Source organism: Litchfieldia alkalitelluris (assembly GCF_002019645.1).
Taxonomy (GTDB): Bacteria; Bacillota; Bacilli; order Bacillales; family Bacillaceae_L; genus Litchfieldia; species Litchfieldia alkalitelluris.
The window spans coordinates 296250-321547 of record NZ_KV917374.1 but is presented as its reverse complement, the minus strand read 5'-3'; the positions used below and the strand labels follow the sequence as shown (position 1 = coordinate 321547).

Annotated in this window: 25 protein-coding genes and 2 rRNA genes; 25 read left to right on the top strand and 2 right to left on the bottom strand. The window is 37.6% G+C overall.

The genetic code is table 11. From position 1 onward, the window contains the following. Positions 1-68: 68 nt before the first annotated feature. Together BK579_RS01650 and rrf are read left to right on the top strand one after the other, a co-directional pair. Positions 69-3021, top strand: a 23S ribosomal RNA gene (locus BK579_RS01650). Positions 3022-3076: 55 nt separating this feature from the next. Further along, positions 3077-3192 (top strand): 5S ribosomal RNA (rrf, locus tag BK579_RS01645). A gap of 395 nt (positions 3193-3587) precedes the next feature. Here rrf and BK579_RS01640 read toward each other — a convergent pair. Then, positions 3588-4460, bottom strand: coding sequence for a sulfite exporter TauE/SafE family protein (locus BK579_RS01640; protein ID WP_078543227.1), 873 nt, complete (start codon positions 4458-4460; stop codon positions 3588-3590). A gap of 283 nt (positions 4461-4743) precedes the next feature. Between BK579_RS01640 and BK579_RS01635 the strand changes: the two genes are divergently transcribed. From BK579_RS01635 to rsmI, 11 genes are all read left to right on the top strand, one after another. Beyond that, positions 4744-4947, top strand: a complete 204-nt coding sequence (locus BK579_RS01635) for a sigma factor G inhibitor Gin (RefSeq protein WP_078543226.1) — start codon at positions 4744-4746, stop codon at positions 4945-4947. A 246-nt stretch (positions 4948-5193) separates the two neighbouring features. Beyond that, on the top strand, positions 5194-6624 hold the full coding sequence (locus BK579_RS01630) for an aminotransferase class I/II-fold pyridoxal phosphate-dependent enzyme (RefSeq protein WP_078543225.1): 1431 nt from the start codon (positions 5194-5196) through the stop codon (positions 6622-6624). 25 nt (positions 6625-6649) lie between these two features. Next, positions 6650-7273 (top strand): dTMP kinase, encoded by a 624-nt coding sequence (gene tmk / locus BK579_RS01625; RefSeq protein WP_078543224.1) that lies wholly within the window; start codon positions 6650-6652, stop codon positions 7271-7273. A gap of 262 nt (positions 7274-7535) precedes the next feature. Beyond that, a complete protein-coding gene (locus BK579_RS25985; protein ID WP_204524655.1) occupies positions 7536-7688 on the top strand; it encodes a hypothetical protein in 153 nt (50 codons plus the stop codon). Between the two features lie 375 nt (positions 7689-8063). After that, positions 8064-8393, top strand: coding sequence for a cyclic-di-AMP receptor (locus BK579_RS01620; protein ID WP_078543223.1), 330 nt, complete (start codon positions 8064-8066; stop codon positions 8391-8393). A 23-nt stretch (positions 8394-8416) separates the two neighbouring features. After that, positions 8417-8857 (top strand): YaaR family protein, encoded by a 441-nt coding sequence (locus tag BK579_RS01615; RefSeq protein WP_078543222.1) that lies wholly within the window; start codon positions 8417-8419, stop codon positions 8855-8857. 19 nt (positions 8858-8876) lie between these two features. Beyond that, positions 8877-9884 carry a DNA polymerase III subunit delta' gene (holB, locus tag BK579_RS01610; RefSeq protein WP_078543221.1) on the top strand — a complete coding sequence of 336 codons (1008 nt, stop codon included), beginning with the start codon at positions 8877-8879 and terminating at the stop codon, positions 9882-9884. Further along, on the top strand, positions 9877-10704 hold the full coding sequence (locus BK579_RS01605) for a competence/sporulation regulator complex protein RicT (protein WP_078543220.1): 828 nt from the start codon (positions 9877-9879) through the stop codon (positions 10702-10704). Before holB ends, BK579_RS01605 begins: the two co-directional genes overlap by 8 nt. A gap of 13 nt (positions 10705-10717) precedes the next feature. Then, the gene (yabA, locus tag BK579_RS01600; protein WP_078543219.1) at positions 10718-11080 is read left to right on the top strand and encodes a DNA replication initiation control protein YabA; all 363 of its coding nucleotides are present in this window, start codon (positions 10718-10720) and stop codon (positions 11078-11080) included. A gap of 84 nt (positions 11081-11164) precedes the next feature. Continuing rightward, positions 11165-11908, top strand: a complete 744-nt coding sequence (locus tag BK579_RS01595; RefSeq protein ID WP_078543218.1) for a tRNA1(Val) (adenine(37)-N6)-methyltransferase — start codon at positions 11165-11167, stop codon at positions 11906-11908. Between the two features lie 25 nt (positions 11909-11933). Then, a complete protein-coding gene (rsmI, locus tag BK579_RS01590; protein ID WP_078543217.1) occupies positions 11934-12800 on the top strand; it encodes a 16S rRNA (cytidine(1402)-2'-O)-methyltransferase in 867 nt (288 codons plus the stop codon). A gap of 201 nt (positions 12801-13001) precedes the next feature. Here the strand turns inward: rsmI and BK579_RS01585 are convergent, their stop codons facing one another. Further along, positions 13002-13286: an AbrB/MazE/SpoVT family DNA-binding domain-containing protein gene (locus BK579_RS01585; RefSeq protein ID WP_078543216.1), complete on the bottom strand. Its 285-nt coding sequence runs from the start codon at positions 13284-13286 to the stop codon at positions 13002-13004. A gap of 562 nt (positions 13287-13848) precedes the next feature. On the opposite strand from BK579_RS01585, the gene metG reads away from it, so the two are divergent. The 12 genes from metG to spoVG all read left to right on the top strand — a co-directional run bounded on the left by metG (position 13849) and on the right by spoVG (position 25244). Beyond that, positions 13849-15822, top strand: coding sequence for a methionine--tRNA ligase (gene metG, locus BK579_RS01580; RefSeq protein ID WP_078543215.1), 1974 nt, complete (start codon positions 13849-13851; stop codon positions 15820-15822). A gap of 89 nt (positions 15823-15911) precedes the next feature. Continuing rightward, entirely contained in the window at positions 15912-16679 is a 768-nt protein-coding gene (locus tag BK579_RS01575; protein WP_078543214.1) for a TatD family hydrolase, read from the top strand. 227 nt (positions 16680-16906) lie between these two features. Next, positions 16907-18106, top strand: coding sequence for a G5 and 3D domain-containing protein (locus BK579_RS01570; RefSeq protein ID WP_235848308.1), 1200 nt, complete (start codon positions 16907-16909; stop codon positions 18104-18106). Positions 18107-18321: 215 nt separating this feature from the next. Then, positions 18322-18882, top strand: coding sequence for a ribonuclease M5 (gene rnmV, locus BK579_RS01565; RefSeq protein ID WP_078543213.1), 561 nt, complete (start codon positions 18322-18324; stop codon positions 18880-18882). Continuing rightward, positions 18879-19766, top strand: a complete 888-nt coding sequence (rsmA, locus tag BK579_RS01560) for a 16S rRNA (adenine(1518)-N(6)/adenine(1519)-N(6))-dimethyltransferase RsmA (RefSeq protein WP_078543212.1) — start codon at positions 18879-18881, stop codon at positions 19764-19766. The genes rnmV and rsmA overlap by 4 nt, the downstream gene beginning before the upstream one ends. 408 nt (positions 19767-20174) lie before the next feature. Then, positions 20175-21059 carry a sporulation peptidase YabG gene (gene yabG, locus BK579_RS01555; protein WP_078543211.1) on the top strand — a complete coding sequence of 295 codons (885 nt, stop codon included), beginning with the start codon at positions 20175-20177 and terminating at the stop codon, positions 21057-21059. A 491-nt stretch (positions 21060-21550) separates the two neighbouring features. Next, the gene (gene veg, locus BK579_RS01550; RefSeq protein ID WP_078543210.1) at positions 21551-21820 is read left to right on the top strand and encodes a biofilm formation stimulator Veg; all 270 of its coding nucleotides are present in this window, start codon (positions 21551-21553) and stop codon (positions 21818-21820) included. A 135-nt stretch (positions 21821-21955) separates the two neighbouring features. Continuing rightward, positions 21956-22144 (top strand): alpha/beta-type small acid-soluble spore protein, encoded by a 189-nt coding sequence (locus BK579_RS01545; protein WP_078543209.1) that lies wholly within the window; start codon positions 21956-21958, stop codon positions 22142-22144. Between the two features lie 486 nt (positions 22145-22630). Further along, positions 22631-23500, top strand: coding sequence for a 4-(cytidine 5'-diphospho)-2-C-methyl-D-erythritol kinase (gene ispE, locus BK579_RS01540; protein ID WP_078550310.1), 870 nt, complete (start codon positions 22631-22633; stop codon positions 23498-23500). A gap of 59 nt (positions 23501-23559) precedes the next feature. After that, a complete protein-coding gene (purR, locus tag BK579_RS01535) occupies positions 23560-24426 on the top strand; it encodes a pur operon repressor (protein ID WP_078543208.1) in 867 nt (288 codons plus the stop codon). Between the two features lie 3 nt (positions 24427-24429). Continuing rightward, a complete protein-coding gene (locus BK579_RS01530) occupies positions 24430-24804 on the top strand; it encodes a RidA family protein (RefSeq protein WP_078543207.1) in 375 nt (124 codons plus the stop codon). 149 nt (positions 24805-24953) lie between these two features. Next, a complete protein-coding gene (gene spoVG / locus BK579_RS01525) occupies positions 24954-25244 on the top strand; it encodes a septation regulator SpoVG (RefSeq protein ID WP_026562422.1) in 291 nt (96 codons plus the stop codon). Positions 25245-25298 lie beyond the last annotated feature (54 nt).

Here is a 25298-nt window from a genome sequence, read left to right as displayed (position 1 = left end):
GTAACAAGACATTCATGAAGAATTAAAACCAACGTAATAAACTGTAAAGTTTTTACGACTTTAACTTAGGTTAAGTTAGTAGGGGCGCACGGTGGACGCATAGGCACTAGGAGCCGATGAAGGCCGGGCCTAACACCGATATGCTTCGGGGAGCTGTAAGTAAGCTTTGATCCGAAGATTTCCGAATGGGGAAACCCACTGCTCGTAATGGAGCAGTATCTCTACCTGAATTCACAGGGTAGTTGAAGGTAAACCCGGGGAACTGAAACATCTAAGTACCCGGAGGAAGAGAAAGCAAACGCGATTTCCTGAGTAGCGGCGAGCGAAACGGAAAATAGCCCAAACCAAGAGGCTTGCCTCTTGGGGGTGTAGGACACTCTGTACGGAGTTACAAAAGAACGCGGTAGATGAAGTGATCTGGAAAGATCGGCCACAGAAGGTAACAGCCCTGTAGTCGAAACTTCGTTCTCTCTAGAGTGGATCCTGAGTACGGCGGGACACGAGAAATCCCGTCGGAAGCAGGGAGGACCATCTCCCAAGGCTAAATACTCCCTAGTGACCGATAGTGTACCAGTACCGTGAGGGACAGGTGAAAAGCACCCCGGAAGGGGAGTGAGAGAGATCCTGAAACCGTGTGCCTACAAGTAGTCAGAGCCCTATGATTTTTCCTTCGGAAAATATCAGGGTGATGGCGTGCCTTTTGTAGAATGAACCGGCGAGTTACGATCACGGGCAAGGTTAAGTTGATAAGACGGAGCCGCAGCGAAAGCGAGTCTTAAATAGGGCGCATGAGTACGTGGTTGTAGACCCGAAACCAGGTGATCTACCCATGTCCAGGGTGAAGTTCAGGTAACACGGAATGGAGGCCCGAATCCACGCACGTTGAAAAGTGCGGGGATGAGGTGTGGGTAGCGGAGAAATTCCAATCGAACTTGGAGATAGCTGGTTCTCTCCGAAATAGCTTTAGGGCTAGCCTTGAATTTAGAGTCTTGGAGGTAGAGCACTGATTGGGCTAGGGGCCCCCAACGGGTTACCGAATTCAGTCAAACTCCGAATGCCAAAGACTTATATTCAGGAGTCAGACTGCGAGTGATAAGATCCGTAGTCAAGAGGGAACCAGGCCAGACCACCAGCTAAGGTCCCAAAGTATACGTGAAGTGGAAAAGGATGTGGAGTTGCCCAGACTACCAGGATGTTGGCTTAGAAGCAGCCACCATTTAAAGAGTGCGTAATAGCTCACTGGTCGAGTGACTCTGCGCCGAAAATGTACCGGGGCTAAACGTATCACCGAAGCTGTGGATTGTTCTCTTAGAACAATGGTAGGAGAGCGATCTAAGTGCAGAGAAGTCAGCCCGGAAGGACTGGGGGAGCGCTTAGAAGTGAGAATGCCGGTATGAGTAGCGAAAGAGGGGTGAGAATCCCCTCCACCGTATGCCTAAGGTTTCCTGAGGAAGGCTCGTCCGCTCAGGGTAAGTCGGGACCTAAGCCGAGGCCGAAAGGCGTAGGCGATGGACAACAGGTTGAAATTCCTGTACCACCTCCTCACCGTTTGAGCTATGGGGGGACGCAGAAGGATAGGGTAAGCGCGCTGTTGGATAGGCGCGGCCAAGCAGTAAGGCTGATTCGTAGGCAAATCCGCGAATCGTAAAGACTGAGCTGAGATAGCGAGGGAAATAAAGTACCGAAGTTCCTGATTTCACACTGCCAAGAAAAGCCTCTAGCGAGGTGAGAGGTGCCCGTACCGCAAACCGACACAGGTAGGCGAGGAGAGAATCCTAAGGTGTTCGAGAGAACTCTCGTTAAGGAACTCGGCAAAATGACCCCGTAACGTCGGGAGAAGGGGTGCTTATTAGGGTGAATAGCCCTGATAAGCCGCAGTGAATAGGCCCAGGCGACTGTTCAGCAAAAACACAGGTCTCTGCGAAGCCGCAAGGCGAAGTATAGGGGCTGACACCTGCCCGGTGCCGGAAGGTTAAGAGGAGCGGTTATCGCAAGAGAAGCTTTGAATCGAAGCCCCAGTAAACGGCGGCCGTAACTATAACGGTCCTAAGGTAGCGAAATTCCTTGTCGGGTAAGTTCCGACCCGCACGAAAGGTGTAACGATCTGGGCACTGTCTCAACGAGAGACTCGGTGAAATTATAGTACCTGTGAAGATGCAGGTTACCCGCGACAGGACGGAAAGACCCCGTGGAGCTTTACTGTAGCCTGATATTGAATTTTGGTACAGCTCGTACAGGATAGGTAGGAGCCTTAGAAGCCGGAGCGCCAGCTTCGGTGGAGGCGTCGGTGGGATACTACCCTGGCGGTATTGAAATTCTAACCCACATGCCTGATCGGCATGGGAGACAGTGTCAGGTGGGCAGTTTGACTGGGGCGGTCGCCTCCTAACATGTAACGGAGGCGCCCAAAGGTTCCCTCAGAATCGTTGGAAATCATTCGTAGAGTGTAAAGGCACAAGGGAGCTTGACTGCGAGACCTACAAGTCGAGCAGGGACGAAAGTCGGGCTTAGTGATCCGGTGGTTCCGCATGGAAGGGCCATCGCTCAACGGATAAAAGCTACCCCGGGGATAACAGGCGTATCTCCCCCAAGAGTCCACATCGACGGGGAGGTGTGGCACCTCGATGTCGGCTCATCGCATCCTGGGGCTGTAGTCGGTCCCAAGGGTTGGGCTGTTCGCCCATTAAAGCGGTACGCGAGCTGGGTTCAGAACGTCGTGAGACAGTTCGGTCCCTATCCGTCGTGGGCGTAGGAAATTTGAGAGGAGCTGTCCGTAGTACGAGAGGACCGGGATGGACACACCGCTGGTGTACCAGTTGTTCTGCCAAGGGCATTGCTGGGTAGCTATGTGTGGACGGGATAAGTGCTGAAAGCATCTAAGCATGAAGCCCCCCTCAAGATGAGGTTTCCCATAGCGCAAGCTAGTAAGATCCCTCGAAGATGACGAGGTTGATAGGTCAGAGGTGGAAGCGCGGTGACGTGTGTAGCTGACTGATACTAATCGATCGAGGACTTAACCAAATAATTAATGAATGTCTGAACGTTATCTAGTTTTGAAGGCGCGAACCTTCATAAGTCTAGTGATGATGGCGAAGAGGTCACACCCGTTCCCATACCGAACACGGAAGTTAAGCTCTTCAGCGCCGATGGTAGTTGGGGGACTCCCCCTGTGAGAGTAGGACGTTGCTAGGCACTTAGGAAAGATCCATTCATTGAATGGGTCTTTTTTTCTTATTTAAAACCGTAAGGTTTATACTAGAATAATGAGTACGATTAGAAAAGGGATACATAGTGGTCATCGGAAGCCGGCCTACCGAACACGGAAGTTAAGCTCTTCAGCGCCATGGTAGTTGGGGGACGACCACTACGAGAGTAGGACGTCTCTGGGCACTTAGAGAAGACCCATTCATTGAATGGGTCTTTTTCTTTGACCTAAACCGAATGGTTCTTACTAAAATAAGTATTAGTAAAAGAATACGAAATACAATTAATAAAATGGTTGGGTTTCAAGAAACGAGGATGAAGGGGAGTGAAAAGCGGAGGGTATAAATTTTTAAAAATTTATACCAATACCTTAGTTTGCTGTCTTAATCTATAGCTAAAAAAATTTTTCTATTCTTTAATTGAAATAATATCGCTACAACCCATAGAGAAATGATTAGAGAATAAGTTAATATGGCCCAAGAAATAGGTAATGAAGCTGCTTTAATAATGGTCATAGAGTTTGTAAGAATAATAAACCCTCCAACTAATACTCCTAACATATATGAAGGTACAATTCTAACAAGCCAAGCAGCAATTGGGGCTGCAATAACTCCACCAATCATAAAGGATAGAACCCAAAACCATTGAAAGTGCTCAATACCTAGAAACAAAATGAACCCTAATGTAGCAGAAACCGCAATAGCAAACTCACTAGTGGCGACAGTTCCAATTACTTTTTTAGGAGGAATTCCCCTTCGTGTAAGTAATACAGGTGTCGTAATTGGTCCCCAACCACCACCTCCAACAGCATCAAAGAATCCACCTATCAATCCCAGTGGAGTTAAAAACTTTTTTGAAAGGTTTGGTGATTGATTTTTATATCCTGTTTGACTAAAAAATAAAAATCTTATGATGATATAGAATCCTAGTAATAATAGAAAGATTGATATAAATGGTTTGATTAAATCACCCGGTATACTACTAAGGAAAGCTGCGCCTATAAATGCACTAATCGCTCCAGGAATTGTCAACTTTATTAAGATGTTTTTATCAACATTTTTAAACCATATATGAGAAGCACCAGATGCAGCTGTGGTGGCTATTTCCGCCATGTGAATTGAAGCTGAAGCGACAGCTGGGGCTATCCCAAACATTAATAATAATGAAGCAGATGTTGCACCAAATCCCATACCCAAAGCACCATCTACAAGTTGTGCTAAAAAGCCAATAAACGAAAAAATAATTAATTTATTCATCCAATTCACCCTAATCCTTAGTATTCTTATCAGGATTATATGATATTGGATTGCTTATTGTAAATATAAATTTTCAACAGGATAAGCCCTATTAACTTTATTAAGAAAGGGATTTGAAAATGGAGAGAGGAAGTAATCCTTTATGAAAAATTAATTATATACAGGCTCAACATAGGTATTTCTACATATTATAGTGAGTGATACAAAAAAAATTGTAGGTTAAATTAAAAATTGTGTATACATTTTATACTTATGGGAAAGATGTTAATGGAGGTGGAGGCAGTTGAGTTCACTTATAACAAACAAGCATATTGGGGAAACATGTGTAATATGTGAAGAGTCAAAACTTAGAGGGATACATTTATACACAAAATTTATTTGCACAGATTGTGAAAAGGATATGATCCAAACAGAAACAAATGATCCGAAGTATCTTTATTATCTGTCAAAGCTAAAGAATGTGACTACACCTGAGATATATTCCTAGATTAAAAGAATATAAAATTGTATTTTAATAATTACTACAGGTCCAGTAAAGGGCCTTTTTTTTGTTAATATAAACTTAGTGTCTTATAACGTTATAAGCAAACAGCTTTGAACTATGATTTTACATCTTTTGTCAAGGCCGATACGCTTTCGTGGATGACCAAGGCCTGGTGTATTTCGTGAGTGTTGGAGATTTTAGATGAAAATGTATTATGATAAGAGATATAAAGAATATTAAGGAGTTCCTATGAATCAGAATCAAATTCCATTATACACAGGATTAATTAAACATAAGGAAAATAACCCAATATCTTTTCATGTCCCTGGACATAAGTATGGGCAATTGTTTCCGAAAGAAGCTAAAACTACATTTGAGAATATGTTAAAAATAGATGTAACAGAGTTAACTGGTCTAGACAATTTGCATCATACAGAAGGTATTATTTCTGAGGCCGAGAAGTTAACGGCTGATTTATATGAAGTTGAAAGAAGCTTTTTTCTTGTAAACGGATCAACGGTTGGCAACTTAGCAATGATTCTTGCAGTTTGTAGTGAGAATGACGTGGTGCTTGTACAGAGAAACTCACACAAATCAATTATCAATGCTTTACAATTGGTTGGGGTCAAACCGGTTTTTTTAGCTCCAGAATATGATCATCAGGTGAAGGTTGCTTCTTGTCTGTTATTAGATACCGTTAAATTGGCTCTAGAACGCTTTCCAAATGCTAAAGCGGTAATTCTTACAAACCCTAATTATTATGGCATGAGTGTTGATATAAGTGAAATCGTAATTGAAGCACATGTAAAAAATATACCTGTTTTAGTTGATGAAGCTCATGGTGCACATTTTATATTGGAGGACTTCCCTCGTTCAGCAGTTCAGGCAAATGCAGATGTTGTGGTTCATTCAGCACATAAGACACTTCCTGCGATGACAATGGGTTCATTTTTACATGTTAATAGTAAGTTAGTTGATGTAAGTCGTATTGCTTATTATCTCCAGGTATTACAGTCAAGCAGTCCATCATACCCCATTATGGCATCATTAGATGTAGCACGGTTTTATTTGTCTAAAATGAAGGTGCAAGGTGGTACAAAAGATATTCTTGAAGGAGTACAAGCTTTCAAGGAAGAGTTATCTGGCATTTCGCAAATAAACGTAGTAGAGTCGGGTGTTAAACAAATTTCAACAGATCCCTTAAAGGTAACTATTCAGTCTAATACTGAATTAAATGGTTTCGAACTACAATCTTTGCTTGAGGAAAATGGAGTTTTTGCAGAAATGGCTGACCCTCATAATGTTTTACTTGTTTTACCACTATCGTCAAATATACGTGAAATGAGAAGACTAGGTATCCTTATAGGAACGCTATTTAAGACCATACCAAATATAAAATCAAGTTCATTTACTGTCTTGCTAGAAGATGAGAAAATTAGTGGGTTAGCCTTGTCCTATCAGGAAATAAAAAGGTACAATAAAAAAGCTGTGTTGTTTGAAGCTGCGATAGGTGAGATATCAGCTGAAATGGTGATTCCATATCCGCCTGGAATACCACTAGTTATGACAGGAGAGCGGATTACAAAGAGACAAGTAGAGCTGTTGAAATATTATATTCAAGCAGGGACTCGATTTCAAGGTCATCAATTCAAAGAAGATAAAATATTAGTATTTAAATAGAACATTGTTAGATGGGAGTCTTTATATGAGTTACTTAATTAATCTTGAAGGCGTTGAGGGTTCAGGAAAGTCTACGGTTATAAATTTTATAAAGGAGTATTTCGAGGATAATGGCCAAGAGGTTATTGTTACAAGAGAGCCTGGTGGAATTGAAATTGCAGAACAAATACGCTCCGTTATATTAGATACAAAAAACACAGAAATGGATGGTCGGACTGAGGCCTTGTTATATGCGGCTGCTAGAAGACAACATTTGGTGGAAAAAATTATTCCGTCACTTCATGAAGGTAAGATTGTGTTATGTGACCGGTTTATTGATAGTAGTTTGGCTTATCAAGGATATGCTAGGGGGCTTGGCATTGATGAGGTCCTTTCAATTAATCAATTTGCAATCGGAGACTTTATGCCTAATATCACTTTTTACTTGGATCTTGACCCTGAAGTCGGCTTAACTCGTATAAGTAAAAATAAGGAAAGAGAAGTAAATAGGTTAGATCTAGAAGAGATTCATTTTCATCAAAAAGTCTATGAAGGTTATGAAGAGGTTATCAAAAGATTTCCTGAGAGAATTGTAAGGATTAATGCAAACCAAGAAGTCGAGCGCGTAGTTTCAGATATTAAAGCAGTCATAAAAGATAGACTAAAATAATTAGTCATATAATAGAACTTGAAATAAAGTATTTGCACTAAAGGGAAAAGCACTAACTTAGTTTAATCTTGCGGGCGAATAGCCAATCGACTCCTGTTGGATATAGTGGCTTTTAGGAGAGCTTGAGGAGTCAAAATCAACGATGCGGCTCCTAGACGCCCACGGTATCCCGCGAGTGATCGCAGCGAATGGAGATGGAACTAGCTAGGCCAAATGATTTTTAGGATAGATAAAGGCGATTTGAACCATGTAGTGCAGATCAATGATAGTTGTACAAGGTACTTATTTTCATCTTCAGCATATCAATGTATCATTGAAGTGGTTTTATTACCGGTTTTTTGGATCGAAATTGGAAAAACTCCCTAAAAATGATGATGCCTCTTCAGAAATGAAGGGGTTTTTATGTTATGTATAGAAGTAAGAAGGTTATAGGTTAAATAATATACGTTTTAATCTAAAAAGAAAACTAAAGGATGAGTACATTATGTACCTTTCCTTATTTCGGTCAACGAAATTAGAGGGTTTTTTTATGGTTTTTCTTTTAGTAGACATATTTCTTGTTATAATAGTAACAAAAAGAAAAAGGACTTGCTTTTTTTAGGGTTGTTGTCAAAAAAGACAGCTCCTGAAATAATTCTTCCGAGTTTCCTACTCTTTTATTCGGAAGAGTATGGTTTTGCCTATTATATGGATTAATTAACAATAAAAAAGTGCTCAAAAAAGGTTCTTTCAGCTACTCATAAAATGAAGTGAACACAAATAAGTGTTAAAATAGAAGGAGGTCAATAAGATGAAACTTATTGTCGCGGTGGTTCAAGATAAAGACAGTAATCGACTATCACAAGCATTGGTGGATTATAATTTTCGTGCTACAAAGTTAGCAAGCACAGGCGGTTTCTTGCGTTCAGGAAATACGACATTTATTATGGGTGTTGAGGATATTAGGGTTGATAAAGCATTACAAATTATTAAAGACAATTGTAAGCATCGTGACCAATTAGTCGCACCTGTTTCACCAATGGGTGGAAATGCAGATTCATATGTTCCATATCCGGTTGAAGTTGAGGTTGGTGGAGCAACAGTCTTCGTACTACCAATCGAACAGTTTCATCAATTCTAAAAAGGTCTTGAGGAAACTCTGTTATGAAAATTAATCAGGACATGAGAATGTCACTAAATAATGACAAAGCTACTACTTTAAGTAAGTCACAGGATTCATCATCTTTTGGTTTACAATTTTCAAAAAATGAACAAAAGCTTCATGTAAGTGAATTAAATAAGCTAATGACGCAAATTGAAAATGCTGGTCAAAGGTTATCTAAATCTCGTACCTTTAAGGATTTAGCTTCATTTAAAAAGCTTGTAAAGGGTTTTGTTCAGGAAGTAGTTGATTTTGGTCTGAATTTAAAGCAAACAAATCACTGGAGCTATGAAGGAAATGCACGAACGTTGAATTTAGTCGAAAACATAGATAAAGAATTATACGAATTATCAAAGGATATTATTAACAGGGAGAAAGAATCTATTGATATCTTAAATAAGATTGGTGAGATTAAGGGTTTGCTAATTGACCTATATAAGTAAGATGGAAGTGTGATATTTCATGGCTAAAACATGGGAACAGCTTTATGAACAGCAACCGATCGCTCTAAAAATGATTGAGAATAGTTTTAAAAAAGACCGTGTTGCCCATGCCTATATATTTGAAGGAAATAAAGGTACCGGAAAAAAAGATATTAGTGTATTGTTTGCTAAAGCATATTTTTGTAAAAACCATGCAGATGGAGTGAAGCCTTGCAATCAGTGTAGTAATTGTAAGAGAATAGATTCTGGAAACCATCCAGATCTACACATGATCGAACCGGACGGACTTTCGATCAAAAAGGGACAAATTCAATCACTACAAGAGGAATTCTCTAAAACGGGCGTTGAATCAAATAAGAAGCTGTATATTATTGAACATGCAGATCGAATGACTGCTAATGCTGCGAATAGCTTGCTTAAGTTTTTGGAGGAACCCAGTAGTCAAACGGTGGCTATCCTTTTAACAGAGCAAATTCATCGTATGTTAGATACAATCCTTTCAAGATGTCAGATTCTTTCATTCAAGCCATTGTCGGCCAAAATTTTAAGAAGCCGTCTGATAGAAAGAGAAGTCACACCTACATTTGCAGCCATCGTTTCAAATATTACGAATGATGTAGATGGTGCTTATAACCTTTGTCAGGATGAATGGTTTGGACAGTCAAGGGCGATAGTGTTACAATTATATGAGGTGTTACAAACTCGACCTATGGATGCGCTCTTTCTGATCCAGGATAAGTGGTTAACACATTTTAAAGAAAAGGCACAAGTAGACTTAGGGTTAAGTTTATTATTGCTTTTATATAGAGATTTAATGCAGATACAAATTGGTGAGGAAGTTAATGTAGTAAATATAGATAAGAAAGATTTACTCAAACAGCACGCACTCCAATCCTCTTCTAGGCGCGTTAATGAACAAGTAGCTGTCATTCTCGAGGCGAAACAACGTCTAAACACCAACATGAATCCACATTTATTAATGGAACAACTGGTATTCAAATTGCAGGAGGGGTTACGATTTGTATGATGTAGTTGGTGTACGTTTTAAAAAGGCAGGAAAGATCTATTACTTCGATCCTAATGGCTTTACCATTCCAGATGGAGAATTTGTTATTGTAGAAACCGTCCGAGGTATTGAATATGGTAAAGTTGTTATAAATAAAAAAGAAGTTGATGAGAATGATATTGTCTTACCACTAAAAAAAGTGGTTAGAATTGCGGAACAAAAGGACAAATTAATTGTCAACGAAAATAAGCAAGCGGCGAAAGAAGCATATGAGGTTTGTTTCCAAAAAGTAATTGAACATAATTTGGATATGAAGCTTGTTGATGTAGAATATACCTTTGATCGTAATAAGGTAATCTTTTACTTTACTGCAGATGGAAGAGTAGATTTTAGAGAACTTGTAAAAGATTTAGCAGGGATATTCCGCACGCGTATTGAATTAAGACAAATAGGTGTCAGAGATGAAGCAAAAATGCTTGGTGGAATTGGGCCTTGTGGTAGAATGCTGTGCTGTTCAACATTCTTAGGAGATTTTGAGCCTGTGTCCATTAAAATGGCGAAGGATCAAAGTTTATCGTTAAATCCTACAAAAATATCTGGTCTTTGTGGTCGTTTAATGTGCTGTCTGAAGTATGAAAATGATGAATATGAAACTGCGAAGGAACAGTTACCTGATTTAGGTGAGATGATTCAAACACCAACTGGACTAGGGAAGGTCGTAGGCTTAAATATTCTAGAGAGAGTACTTCAAGTTGAGTTAGTAGACCGTGATCGTGTTATCGAGTACACATGGGATGAACTACTCAAAGAAGGAGCTGTTTCGATACAAGCCACAGATTAACGAGGTGGATATCGTGGACAAAAAGGACATATTTGAATCTGTAAGTAGTATGGAAGAACAAATTGGTCATTTATACAAGCAATTAGGAGATTTGAAACAGCACCTAGGAGAATTACTTGAAGAAAATCACAATCTACAAATTGAAAATGATCATCTACGTCGACGACTAGAACAACCTATAGTCACGAAGAAAAAACAAAAAGCTGGTAAGGGTAATAAAGAAACAACACAAAAACAGCAAATGGATATTGGTGAAGGCTATGATAATTTAGCACGACTTTATCAAGAAGGTTTCCATATTTGCAATGTTCATTATGGTAGCGTTCGAAAAGATGGTGATTGTTTATTTTGTTTATCCTTCTTAAATAAGAAGTAAATCAGTCTTCCTTTTTGGGGGACTTTTTTTTATGATAAAGTGAATGATAATAAAGAATGACGTAAAGAAAGGAACGACTTTATAATGGTTGATTTATTTGAAAATGAACGATTGGACTATTTATTAGCAGAAGATCTAAAGATTATACAAAGTCCATCTGTTTTTGCTTTTTCATTGGATACAGTCCTCTTGGCTAAGTTTGCTTACGTTCCAATTCAAAAGGGAAAGATCATCGATTTATGTACAGGAAACGGCGTTATTCCCTTGCTATTATCGTTGAGAACCCGGTCTGAGATCACCGGGATAGAAATACAAGAAAAGATATATGGAATGGCAAAAAGAAGTATTGAGTATAACCAATTAGACGAACAAATTAAGATTGTTCATGGCGATATAAAGGACATGCCTAGCATTTATGGGCATGGCAAATTTGATATCGTCACATGTAACCCACCATATTTCCAAACACCTGGTAAGGAAGAAATCAATAAAAATGAACATTTTGCCATCGCTAGACATGAAATTTTTTGTACCCTAGAAGATGTAATCAGAGTAAGTAGCCAGCTTGTAAAACAAGGTGGTAAGGTAGCCTTGGTTCATCGCCCAGGAAGACTATTAGATATACTAACCCTTATGCGACAATATCGAATAGAGCCCAAGAGACTACAGTTTGTATATCCGAAGCAAGGGAAGGAAGCTAATACCTTATTAATTGAAGGAATAAAAGATGGAAATCCAGACTTGAAAATATTGCCTCCACTCATTGTATATAACCAACAAAATGAATATACAAACGAGTTAAATGAAATTCTTTATGGAGGAAAATAAGGATAGTGAAAGGTGGAGAGAAACTATGTGGCAACAAAAGAGCTTTCAGGGGACTAAAGAAACGGGTACGCTATATCTAATACCAACTCCCATAGGAAATTTAGAAGACATGACATTTCGAGCCATTAATCTATTAAAAGATGTAGATGTTATTGCTGCTGAAGATACTCGTCATACGAAAAAGCTCTGCAATTATTTTGAAATTACAACACCTATTATCAGCTATCATGACCATAATAAAGAATCAAGTGGTGATAAAATAATTGATCTATTAGTCGAAGGGAAAAATATCGGACTTGTTAGTGATGCAGGTCTACCGACGATCTCTGATCCTGGATATGAACTTGTAGTCCAAGCAGTAGAAAAACAACTTCATGTGGTGCCATTACCAGGAGCTAATGCTGCATTAACGGCGATGATTGCCTCAGGTTTACCAACACAGCCATTCTACTTTTTTGGCTTTTTAGATCGCCAAAAAAAAGAAAAGAAAAATCAGTTGGAAAAATTGAAACACCTAGATTCTACATTGATATTTTATGAAGCTCCACACCGGTTAAAGGAAACTCTTCAAATTATAAAAGATGTACTTGGTAATCGGAAAATATCAGTTTCAAGAGAACTAACTAAGAAATTTGAAGAGTTTATTAGAGGTGATTTAGAATCTGTTATTGACTGGTCTAAAGAAGATCAAATAAGAGGAGAGTTTTGCTTAATTGTTGAAGGGTCATTTGATGAGGAGACGTTAGAAGATGAGTGGTGGATTGATTTAACTATTATGCAACATATCGAACACTACATAAATGAAGGAATGTCATCAAAGGACGCGATTAAAGAGGTCTCTAAGGTTAGACAACTTCCTAAAAGGGAAGTATACAATGAATATCATCAATAGAGGATCTTTTCTGACAGAATTGTTGTCCAATTTAAAGAGTTAACAAGGCATTAAAAGTATTAAATGTAATAATGGTGGGTAGGAAAAGATGCCACACCACTTGGTCTTATTACTTTTTCAAAAACCTCATAAGCAAAAAAGCTTACGCAAATAGCCATCAACAAATAAAAAGCTGTTCGAGATTCGAACAGCTTTTTATACTTATTTAGAAGTTTCAAGATTGTTTTGTAATTCTTGCAGCATTTGTTCTGCACCTTCGCGGCTAAGCACGATTTTTCCCCCGGCCAAAGCGATATTGTTATCAGAAACTTCGCCTGTAATATGACAAGTCATATTAGGCTTATATTTTTTTAGTACAATTTTTTCGTCATCAACGTAAATCTCTAATGCATCTTTCTCAGCAATACCTAATGTACGACGTAATTCAATTGGTATTACAACACGTCCTAATTCATCAACTTTACGAACAATACCTGTAGATTTCATGGAAATTTCCCCTCTCACATCTATGTGTAAAAAAATTACAATCTATTTTTAATTTCGTCATTATTCGACAAAAATCTTATGTTTTTATAATACCAGTGTTTCCAATTACCGTCAATAATTAATTACAAATGTTTGCAATACTTTAAAAAAATGTATAATAGATTTTCTGGGAACGTGATTAAATCAACTGTTTTTAAATTATATTAGAACAATTATATTATATTAGTATTATATTATTGGGTATGTAAGTGGGTTCTTTATATTTTTATTTTTCGACAAAATATTCAGGGTGTTCGACAAAAACATTGCTACACTCATTTTACATTTATCACCAGATATAGGCGGATAAACACTTATTAGTAAAAAACTGTTATTTAAACATAATATAAATTATTCGGGATTATAAGCTCTTTTAAAGGGGGTTGATTGCATAAGTACCTTTTTTTATGTATATTTTGATGTTAGAAGAGGAATAGATGAATTTGTGAAGAATTTAATTTAAAATAAACTAAGATACATATAATATAGATTTTATTGGATAGGTAATTAGGAGGATTTATTAATGGCAGAAAAAACGTTTTATATTACAACACCAATCTATTATCCAAGTGGTAAATTACATATCGGTCATGCCTATACAACCGTTGCAGGGGATGCTCTTGCTCGTTATAAGCGTTTGCGAGGATATGATGTAAGATATCTCACGGGAACAGATGAACATGGACAGAAGATTCAACGAAAAGCAGAAGAAAAAGGAATTACTCCTCAGGCATATGTAGATGAAATTGTTTCTGGTATTCAAGACTTATGGTCAAAAATGGACATCTCTTATGATGATTTTATTAGAACAACTGAAAACCGACATAAAGATGTTGTTGAAAAGATCTTTAAACAACTACTAGATCAAGGTGATATTTACTTAGATGAGTATGAAGGTTGGTACTCTGTTCCAGATGAGACGTTTTATACAGAACATCAACTTGTAGATCCAATCATGGAAGATGGAAAAGTGGTTGGAGGAAAAAGCCCTGATAGTGGCCATCCTGTTGAACTAGTAAAGGAAGAATCTTATTTCTTTAAAATGGGTAAATATGTGGACAGATTGTTACAATATTATGAAGAAAACCCTGGCTTTATTCAACCAGAGTCTAGGAAAAATGAAATGATTAATAATTTCATCAAGCCAGGTCTTGAAGATTTAGCTGTTTCTAGAACTACCTTTGACTGGGGAGTAAAAGTACCAGGAAATCCAAAGCATGTGATTTATGTTTGGATTGATGCATTATCAAACTATATTACGGCGTTAGGATACGGAACAGAGGATGATTCGGCATATCTAAAATATTGGCCAGCAAATGTTCATTTAGTTGGGAAAGAAATCGTTCGATTCCATACAATTTATTGGCCAATTATGTTAATGGCACTAGATCTTCCACTACCTAAAAAAGTGTTTGCACATGGTTGGTTATTGATGAAAGATGGGAAAATGTCAAAGTCAAAAGGAAATGTTGTCGATCCTGTGACACTTATTGACCGTTTTGGACTAGACGCTCTACGTTACTATTTACTAAGGGAAGTACCATTTGGTTCAGATGGTGTATTTACACCTGAAAGCTTTGTTGAACGTATCAATTTTGATCTTGCAAATGATTTAGGAAACCTTTTAAACCGTACAATTGCCATGGTTGATAAATACTTTGATGGGAAGATACCTGCATATCAAGGTCCTGTGACTGATTTCGATCAACCGCTCACAAATGCTGTTCAGGAAAGCTTAAAGAAATATGAAGATTCTATGGAGAACCTAGAGTTTTCCGTCGCATTAGCTTCATTATGGCAATTAATTAGTCGCACGAATAAATATATTGATGAAACACAGCCTTGGGTATTAGCTAAGGATGAGAATCAAAAAGCTGCACTAGCATCAGTCATGTCTCATTTAGCAGAGTCATTAAGATTTGCAGCTGTGATGTTACAACCATTCTTAACAACAACCCCATCACAAATTTTTAATCAGCTGGGACTAGTTGATGAGAGTTACCGGACATGGGATAGTTTAAAGGAGTTTGGATTGAAAACTGAGGGTATCACTGTTTCCAAAGGAAATCCTATTTTCCCGCGTTTAGAGATGGAGGTAGAAGTGGATTTTATTAAAACTCAAATGCAAGGGTCAGCGCCTGTTAAAGAGGAGAAAAAAGAGGTTCCTGTTACTGATGAAATCTTAATCGATGATTTTATGAAGGTTGATTTGCGTGTAGCAGAGGTTATTCATGCAGAGCCTGTAAAGAAGGCAGATAAGCTTCTCAAAATTCAATTGGATCTTGGTTATGAAAAACGTCAGGTGGTATCAGGAATTGCGAAATTTTATAAACCGGAAGATCTTATTGGTAAAAAAGTTATTTGTGTGACAAATTTAAAACCGGTTAAGTTAAGAGGAGAGCTTTCTCAAGGCATGATTTTAGCAGGTAGTGAGGAAGGGATGTTATCACTTGCAACTGTTGATCAAACCCTTCCAAATGGATCTAAAGTTAAATAATGAGTAGTAATGAATAGATAGCGGGGCAGAGGAATCTGTCCCTTCTGTTTTCGTCTTTCTGTTTGAAAAAAAGATTAAAGGTGGTAAATATGCTAATAGATACACATGCCCATTTAAACGCACTTCAATACGAAGAAGATGTTGAAGAGGTCATAGATAGAGCGAGACTTGAAGGAGTAGAAAAAATGGTGGTTGTCGGGTTTGATCGACCTACAATCAAGAGAGCAATTGAACTGGCAGATCAGTATGAATTTATCTATGCTACCATTGGTTGGCATCCGGTTGATGCAATTGATATGACAGAAGAAGATTTGCATTGGATTGAAGAACTAACAGCACACCCAAAAGTCGTCGCAATTGGTGAGATGGGTCTGGATTATTACTGGGATAAATCCCCAAAAGACATTCAAAAAGAGGTTTTTAGAAAACAAATTGCCCTTGCGAAAAAAGTGAAGCTCCCAATTGTCATACATAATCGTGATGCAACTGCTGATATCGTAGAAATTCTTAAAGAAGAGAATGCGGCAGAAGTTGGGGGGATCATGCATTGTTTTACAGGTAGTTTCGAAGTGGCAAAACAGTGTATGGATATGAATTTTTATATTTCTTTTGGAGGTCCTGTTACATTTAAAAATGCAAAACAACCAAAAGAGGTTGCTAAACAAATTCCTTTAGATCGACTATTGATTGAAACAGATTGTCCTTATTTAACTCCACATCCGTTTCGAGGGAAACGTAATGAACCGTCATATGTTAAATACATTGCAGAACAATTGGCTGAATTAAAAGAGGTCACATTTGATGAAATTGCTCAGAAAACGTCCGACAATGCATTGAAGATTTTCGACATAAACTGATTTTTTTCTTTGGTAAATGTTAGGGAAACTTGTCCTAAAAGAGAGAGAGAGAAAAAAGTTCTACAATCCTTATCGTATACATATATTTCTTTGTCGACAAGTTCTCCTTTTCTTTTTGGATAAACCTTTGCATAATATTGAGTACGGTCCAAGTTTTAGAAGGAGGGGTTGACAGCAACAGAGAATGTTTATATAATCTCTCCGAGGAGAAGGAGGCGTTTTTCATCGTGTTAAAAAACATGAAAAAGCTGTTATCCGAGTCAATGAACAAAAAGAGATTCATAGTCTCAGTTAGTAGTTTACTAACCTTAACCGCTGCTGGTACAGCTTACGGCGCATATGAGGTTACCAAAGAAACAGTAACATTATCGTTAGATGGCGAAGAACAGGTCATAAGGACGCACGCAAACACAGTGGATGAAGTCTTAGCGGATTTTGAAATTGAGTTGCGAGAGGAGGATCATCTATCCCATTCTCTAGATGCCAAAATCGAAAACAATATGAACATTGTATGGGAAGCTGCTGTTCCAGTACATATTGCTATTGGTGATGAACAAGAGAAGATATGGACAACGCTAGATACGGTAAACGATTTACTTGAATTTAAAGAGATTGATATAAATGAACATGATGTTGTTACACCTAATCTTGAAACAGAGATTGCAACGGGACTTGAAATCAATATCGAAAAAGCATTCGAATTAACATTGAATGTTGGCGGTAAGAAACAACAAGTTTGGTCAACTTCGACTACTGTCGCTGACTTTTTGAAAAATCAAAACATCACACTTGGAAAATTGGATCGTGTAGAACCAGAAGTGGATCAAGAGATTGTAAAAGATAGTATAGTGAACGTCATCCGTGTAGAAAAAGTCACCGATGTAGTGGAAGAACCGGTTTCATATGCTGTAGTTACCAAAAAAGATGATACCCTCGAAAAAGGAAGAGAGAAAATCGTAAATGCTGGTAAAGAAGGTAAAATTGCCAAACATTACGAGGTAATCTTGGAAAATGGTAAAGAGGTTTCTCGAGAATTACTCGAAACAAAAACAGTAAGTGAAAGCATTAATAGAATAGTTGCTGTTGGAACAAAGGTCGTTCAACAAAAGCAAGTATCACGTGGTAATGATTCAGTCGCAAAAGAATTTTATGTATCTTCCACAGCATATACAGCGTATTGTAGCGGATGTTCCGGTATTACTAGCACAGGAATTAACTTAAAGGCAAATCCTAATATGAAAGTCATTGCCGTTGATCCAAGTGTAATCCCATTAGGAACAAAGGTGTATGTAGAAGGATACGGATATGCCATTGCAGGTGATACAGGTTCAAGCATAAGAGGAAATAAGATTGATGTCTTCTTCCCAGAAAAGTCACAGGCATATCGATGGGGTTCTAAAAAAGTAAAAATCAAAATTCTTAACTAGTTTGTGTTTTTTAGCAGGGGATTTTTATCTCCTGCTTTTTTGCTGTATACTGAAAAGCGGAAGGCGCTCGTTCATCGGCGACAGGCATAAGGCAAGCGCGGGCATACATAAGAAATAAATTTTTTTATAGAATTACATATAAACTAAAAGAAATTTTCTAATTACTATAATAGACGATGGAACTCTTAAAAGGTTTCACTTTTTGGAGGAAAAAAATGATAATTAAAGAAATCATAGTTGTTGAAGGTAAAGATGATACAACAGCCATTAAAAGGGCAGTGAGAGCTGATACCATTGAGACAAATGGTTCAGCGGTAAATGAGACTACTATTGAGAAAATTAAATTAGCACAGAGGGTAAGAGGTGTTATTATCTTTACAGACCCTGATTATCCTGGGGAACGAATACGAAATATTGTATCTGAGGCAGTTCCGGGCTGTAAACACGCCTTTTTACCAAAGGATGAGGCAATTGCTAAGAAAGGTAAGGGACTAGGTGTTGAGCATGCTTCTGTTAAAGCGATAAGAGAGGCATTAAGTTCCGTGCAAGAGGAAATGGAGGAGCCCTCCATTGAAATCGAATTTCAAGACTTAGTCGATGCAGGCTTAATAGGTGGTGCCGGGTCGAAAGAAAGAAGAGAAAAACTCGGAACAATCTTAAAAATTGGGTATACTAATGGGAAACAACTACACAGAAGGTTACGGATGTTTAAAATAACACAAGAAACCTTTTCAGAGGCGTTAAAAGATGTGTTACAGGGGGATTTACAGAAGTGAATAAAGATATTGCTACACCGCTAAGAACAAAGGCAATTTTAGAAAAGTACGGCTTCTCCTTTAAGAAAAGTTTAGGGCAGAATTTTTTAATTGATACTAATATCCTAAATCGAATCGTTGATCATGCAGAAATCGGAGAAAACTCCGGAGCGATTGAAATAGGTCCTGGGATTGGTGCATTAACGGAACAATTAGCAAAAAGAGCAAAAAAAGTAGTTGCTTTTGAAATTGATCAACGTCTATTACCAATTTTATCAGATACCATGTCACCATATCCGCATGTCGAAATTATCCACAGTGATATCCTTAAAGCGGATGTAAGAGAAGTATTGGATAAAAAGATGGATAACGTAGAAGATTTAATGGTCGTTGCGAATCTTCCTTATTATGTAACAACCCCTATTATCATGAAATTACTTGAAGAGCAATTACCTATTAGGGGAATGGTTGTCATGCTTCAAAAAGAGGTGGCAGAGCGAATATCAGCTAAACCAGGTACAAAGGAATATGGATCACTATCTATCGCTGTTCAGTACTATACGGAGGCAGAGGTGGTAATGATTGTTCCTAAAACCGTCTTTGTTCCACAACCTAATGTTGATTCCGCGGTGATTCGTCTATTAAAAAGAGACAAGCCAGCAGTTGAGGTAAAGAATGAGGAATTTTTCTTTGAAATTGTACGGGCTTCATTTTCTCAACGAAGAAAAACAATATTAAATAACCTGACGAGTAGCCTTCAAGATGGTAAATCAAAGAAAGAAATCATTGAAAAATGCCTAAGTGAAGCAAATATTGATCCCCAAAGAAGAGGGGAAACATTGTCTATAGCAGAATTTGGAAGGCTAAGTGATGAGTTGTTAGATAGGTTTAATCTTAAATCGTAAAAAAGAAGCAAACCACACAAAAAATTTTTATTAGACCAAATCGAAAAAGATTTGGTCGTTTTTATTTGCTTTTAATTAGTACATATTTTTTTGATAGTGTAGTTCCATGAGCTGCGTCCACTGGGGTGGTCTCATGAGCCTCCTCGTCGCCAGGGGCGGGCTCCTGCGGGGTCTCACGAGGCTGCTAAATCCCGCAGGAGTCAAGTGGCTCTCCGCTCATTCCATACCAGGTGAATACACTACACTATTTTTCATACTCCAAGGTGCAAATACTCATATTTCATACTCTATGATGTGAGTAATAATTTGCATAGGCCTGTAGCTTCTGCTTTTCTTTCTTCACCACTCTGATTCATATTGCATAGGCTATGGAGAAGGAAACGATGATCACTAGATGGAGTGAGGATTATGGATATAAAAGTGGGAGATATTGTTGCCCGAAAGTCATATAAAGGGGATTTATTATTCCGAGTGATTGATATAAAAGTCATACAAGGAAATCAGCAAATGGTTATTCTTTATGGTGAAGATGTAAGACTAATAGCAGATGCTCCTTATCAAGATTTGATGAAGATAGATGAGAATGAGAAGGTTGAGAGAAAGCGTAAGGAAGATGAGATAATGGAGAATTCCTTTCGACTTTTTCGACAAGATTATCATCTGATTCGGCAAAAAAATGAATACAATGCTACAGGTGGATATAAAAATGAGCAAGATTTCTTTCAAATGCCAGGGCGAGTCCTTCATATTGATGGAGACCCAGTTTATCTAAAAAAGTGCCTTTCACTTTATGAAAAAATTGGGGTCCCTGTCTATGGAGTACATTGTAATGAAAAAGAAATGCCCGAAAAGGTTGGCGAGCTAATTGATCGTTATCGCCCTGATATATTAGTTATAACCGGACATGATGCATATTCAAAGTCTAAGGGAAAACTGTCTGAGTTAAAAGCGTATCGTCATTCATTGCACTTTGCCCAGACTGTTCGACAAGCCCGAAAGAAAGTTCCTCATCTTGATCAGCTAGTTATTTTTGCTGGTGCATGCCAATCCCATTTTGAGTCACTTATCCGTGCTGGAGCAAACTTTGCTAGTTCACCCTCAAGAGTAAATATTCATGCGTTAGATCCAGTTTATATTGTTGCTAAAATTAGTTTTACCCCATTTGTTGAGAGGGTAAATGTATGGGACGTTCTAAGAAACACGCTAACAGGTGATAAGGGACTAGGTGGAGTGGAAACAAGAGGTCTCTTAAGAACTGGCATGCCATATCGTAATCCTAGTGAATATTCATGAAGCTAACCCAAGTCTTTTATTTGGGTTGGCTATTTTTTTAGATTATAGCCTGAGCATAACTAAGGGTGGGAAGTTCCAATTTCTCAGATCCGTTTTCCAAGGGCAAGACGGAGTCTCCCTAGGAGAGGGTTAAAAGAGTACGGTCTATGAAGTACTTGCTCCACGAAAATAGCGTTATAGGTTAACTAGGATACGGTCACCGAAATTAAAATAAAAACAAACAAATTTCGCCATCACACATTTGGTTTTCCCGAACTTTTGATTAGTCAAAAACTTGTCCATTCTATAATTCAAGAACATTTTATATAAATACGAAAAAAAATAAAACTTTTTTACATAAATTCTAAAATAATGAAGATAATATGTTGAGTACAGTGAAAACTTTGTAGGAAAAAAATCGTTGACAATCAATTTGTTTCACTGATATAATTTAAATTTTATTTGACTTCGTTATGGTGTGGTGTTATAATATGTATAGTGAGGTGGAGCGAATGGGTAAAACGTTGCTGGACATTAAAAAGAATTTAGATTTTAATCTTGGCAAACGATTAACATTAAAAGCAAATGGTGGTCGGAGAAAGACGATTGAGCGCTCAGGAGTGCTTGCTGAAACATATCCCTCAGTATTTGTGATAGAACTTGATCAGGATGAAAATTCATTCGAGAGAGTCTCTTATAGCTATGCAGACGTATTAACAGAAACCGTTCAACTTACATTTTTTGATGAGACAACAGGAAGTTTGGCGATAGGTGGGCAGTAGACATTGGTTTGCTGCTTTTTATTTTTCTTCTTTTTGAGTTGATAATACATAAAGTGAACTGCTTTTTAAAATACTAACAAAGATAACACTCTAGGTGCTGTCATAAAAATGATACAGCCAAAAGGAGATGTCTTTATGAGTAGACGGAAAGGACTAATGTCCCATTCCTTCAAAGAGGAGTTAGCAAAAGATTTAGGGTTTTATTCAACTGTCCAAAAAGAAGGATGGAGTGCCATTAAAGCTAATGATGCTGGAAACATGGTTAAAAGGGCCATTCAAATTGCCCAAGAGCAATTGGCTAATAACGGGAAAACAAATTCCTAATTTCACCAACTCGACTAAATCCAAACTCCATATAAATAACATAGCCGAAGCCATGCTTCGGCTTATTTGTCTAAATAAAAAGGGCTTATTTTTCCAAAAGATGTTACTTAAGGAGAAAAAAGGGCATTATTTTATAATATATAAATCTGTTTGTAAAAAATTTAAAAGAAATAGGTTTGTTTCTGTGAGATTGTTGCTTACTAACTTAGGATAAATTGTATTTAGGTTCTAATTTTAGTTTTAGGAAGAAAAAACACCACTATAGTTAATTTAGATGACCTTTAAAAATAACAAATCTTACAAAAATGGCCGAAGATAAAGAATGATGTAGAATCGAACTAGACATTGTCGAAATGTAGATATTTATATACCCCTATTATGGTACAATGTGGTTAATAACATGAAAATGGGTTGGGAGAAAAAAAAAGGGAAATTCATAAAGTACCAAGCAATTTTTATGAAGTGAATGATGAAGTAGGTGGAATCATGAAATTATTAGTAAAGGCTCCGGCAAAAATAAATCTGGCTTTAGATGTCCTTGGAAAGAGGAATGATGGTTATCATGAGGTTAAGATGATTATGACTACCATTGACCTAGCAGACCGGATTGAACTTGTTGAGCTTGAAGAAGATGCCATTAAGATTATTTCCCATAGTCGTTTTGTCCCGGATGATAATCGGAATCTTGCATTCCAAGCGGCAAACTTATTAAAGAAACGCTTTAATGTTAAAAAAGGAGTTGCCATTTCAATTATGAAGGCTATTCCAGTTGCTGCTGGGCTTGCAGGTGGAAGTAGTGATGCAGCTGCAACATTAAGAGGCTTGAATAAGTTATGGGATTTAAAGTTAACGATCGATGAATTAGCGGAAATTGGCTCGGAAATTGGTTCTGATGTTTCTTTTTGTGTATATGGTGGAACAGCTGTAGCTACCGGGCGTGGAGAAAAGATTCAGCATATTGAGGCACCACCCCATTGCTGGGTCATTCTTGCTAAGCCTACCATAGGTGTATCAACAGCAGATGTTTATAAAAATCTATCGCTTGAAGATATAAAACATCCGGATGTTGATGGAATGGTTGAAGCAATAAAAGGGCAAAATTATTTTAAAATATGTGATCTTGTTGGAAATGTATTAGAAGATGTAACCTTGAAATTATATCCGGAAGTAGCACATATTAAAGAACAGATGAAAAAGTTTGGAGCAGATGCAGTTCTTATGAGTGGTAGTGGTCCAACCGTATTTGGATTAGTCCAACATGAGTCAAGGATGCAACGTATTTATAATGGGTTAAGAGGTTTTTGTGAACATGTATATGCTGTTAGATTAATTGGAGAACGAAATACTCTTGAATAAATCCGTATAATAGTGATATATTTACTAATAAACATTCGGATTTTATGGAGGTCATAATAATGAAGTTTCGTCGGAGCAGCAGACTTGTAGATATGACGAATTATCTACTGGAACACCCTCAGCATTTAGTATCTCTTTCCTATTTTGCTGACAGATATGATTCGGCCAAATCATCAATAAGTGAAGATTTAACAATTATAAAGCAAACATTTGAGCAACAAGGAATAGGTACTTTGTTAACAGTCGCTGGTGCAGCAGGAGGGGTTCGTTTTATACCCAATATCGGCGAGAAAGAAGCGAGAGAGTTCATCGAGCTGCTTTGTGGGCAAATTGCAAACCCAGATCGTTTACTACCAGGTGGTTATCTTTATTTAACCGACATACTTGGAAATCCGAAATTGGTCAATCAAGTAGGAAAACTTTTTGCTTCTGTATATAGTAACCGTAAAATTGACGTGGTAATGACGGTAGCAACAAAAGGGATACCATTAGCTTATGCAGTGGCTAGCTATTTAAATGTACCTGTTGTCATTGTAAGACGTGATAGTAAAGTCACAGAAGGCTCAACGGTGAGTATTAACTATGTATCTGGCTCAACCAAAAGAATTCAAACCATGGTATTAGCTAAAAGAAGTCTGAATGAGGGGTCAAACGTGCTAATCATTGATGACTTTATGAAAGCAGGCGGAACAATTAATGGAATGATTAGTATTCTTGAAGAGTTTAATGCAAATGTTGCTGGAATTGGTGTGTTGGTTGAATCTGAGGAAATCGAAGAACGACTAGTTGATGAGTATATATCTATCGTGAAACTAACGAATGTTGATGTGAAAGAAAAACAAATCAATGTAAACCAAGGTAACTATTTTAAATTTCTAAAGAGTAACGAAGTTTTCAATATTGATGATATAGATATGGAGGAATAGTTAATGAAAATCGTACAAACTGAATTAGCTCCCCAGGCAATTGGGCCATATTCACAAGGTATTATTGTAAATAATATGTTTTATAGCTCTGGTCAGATTCCTCTAACGGCTGATGGAGAATTAATTACTGGTGGAGTTCAGGAGCAAACTGAACAAGTATTCAAAAATCTTAAAGCAGTGTTAACAGAAGCGGGTGCATCTTTTGAATCGGTTGTTAAGGCGACTGTGTTTATTAAAGATATGAATGACTTTGCTGCTATTAACGAGGTTTATGGTAAGTATTTCTCTGTACATAAGCCAGCGCGTTCTTGTGTGGAAGTTGCTCGTTTGCCAAAGGATGTACTAGTAGAAATTGAAGTAATCGCTTTAGTAAAATAAATAAAAAAATAGTCGGTTCCATTAGTTCACCAAATATTTGAAAAAATATTTAAAAATTTTTCTAATTTTGCAGGAAAATAAAAAATTCTGTTGAATATTATATCTAGGTTTTACTTATGTTGATATCAACGGAAAAGGTGGTGAGCAGAATGGAAGTAACTGACGTAAGATTACGCCGCGTGAATACCGAAGGCCGTATGAGAGCAATTGCTTCAATTACTTTAGATCATGAGTTTGTTGTACATGATATCCGTGTAATTGATGGAAACAATGGCTTATTTGTTGCAATGCCAAGTAAGCGCACTCCTGATGGAGAGTTTAGAGATATTGCCCATCCAATTAATTCTAGTACAAGAGGAAAGATTCAAGATGCTGTACTAGCCGAGTATCACCGTTTAGGAGAATTAGAAGTTGAGTTTGAAGAAGCTGGTGCTTCTTAAAAGAATAAATATACATCGAAGAGCCTACAGAGTAATAGGCTCTTTTTTATTTGG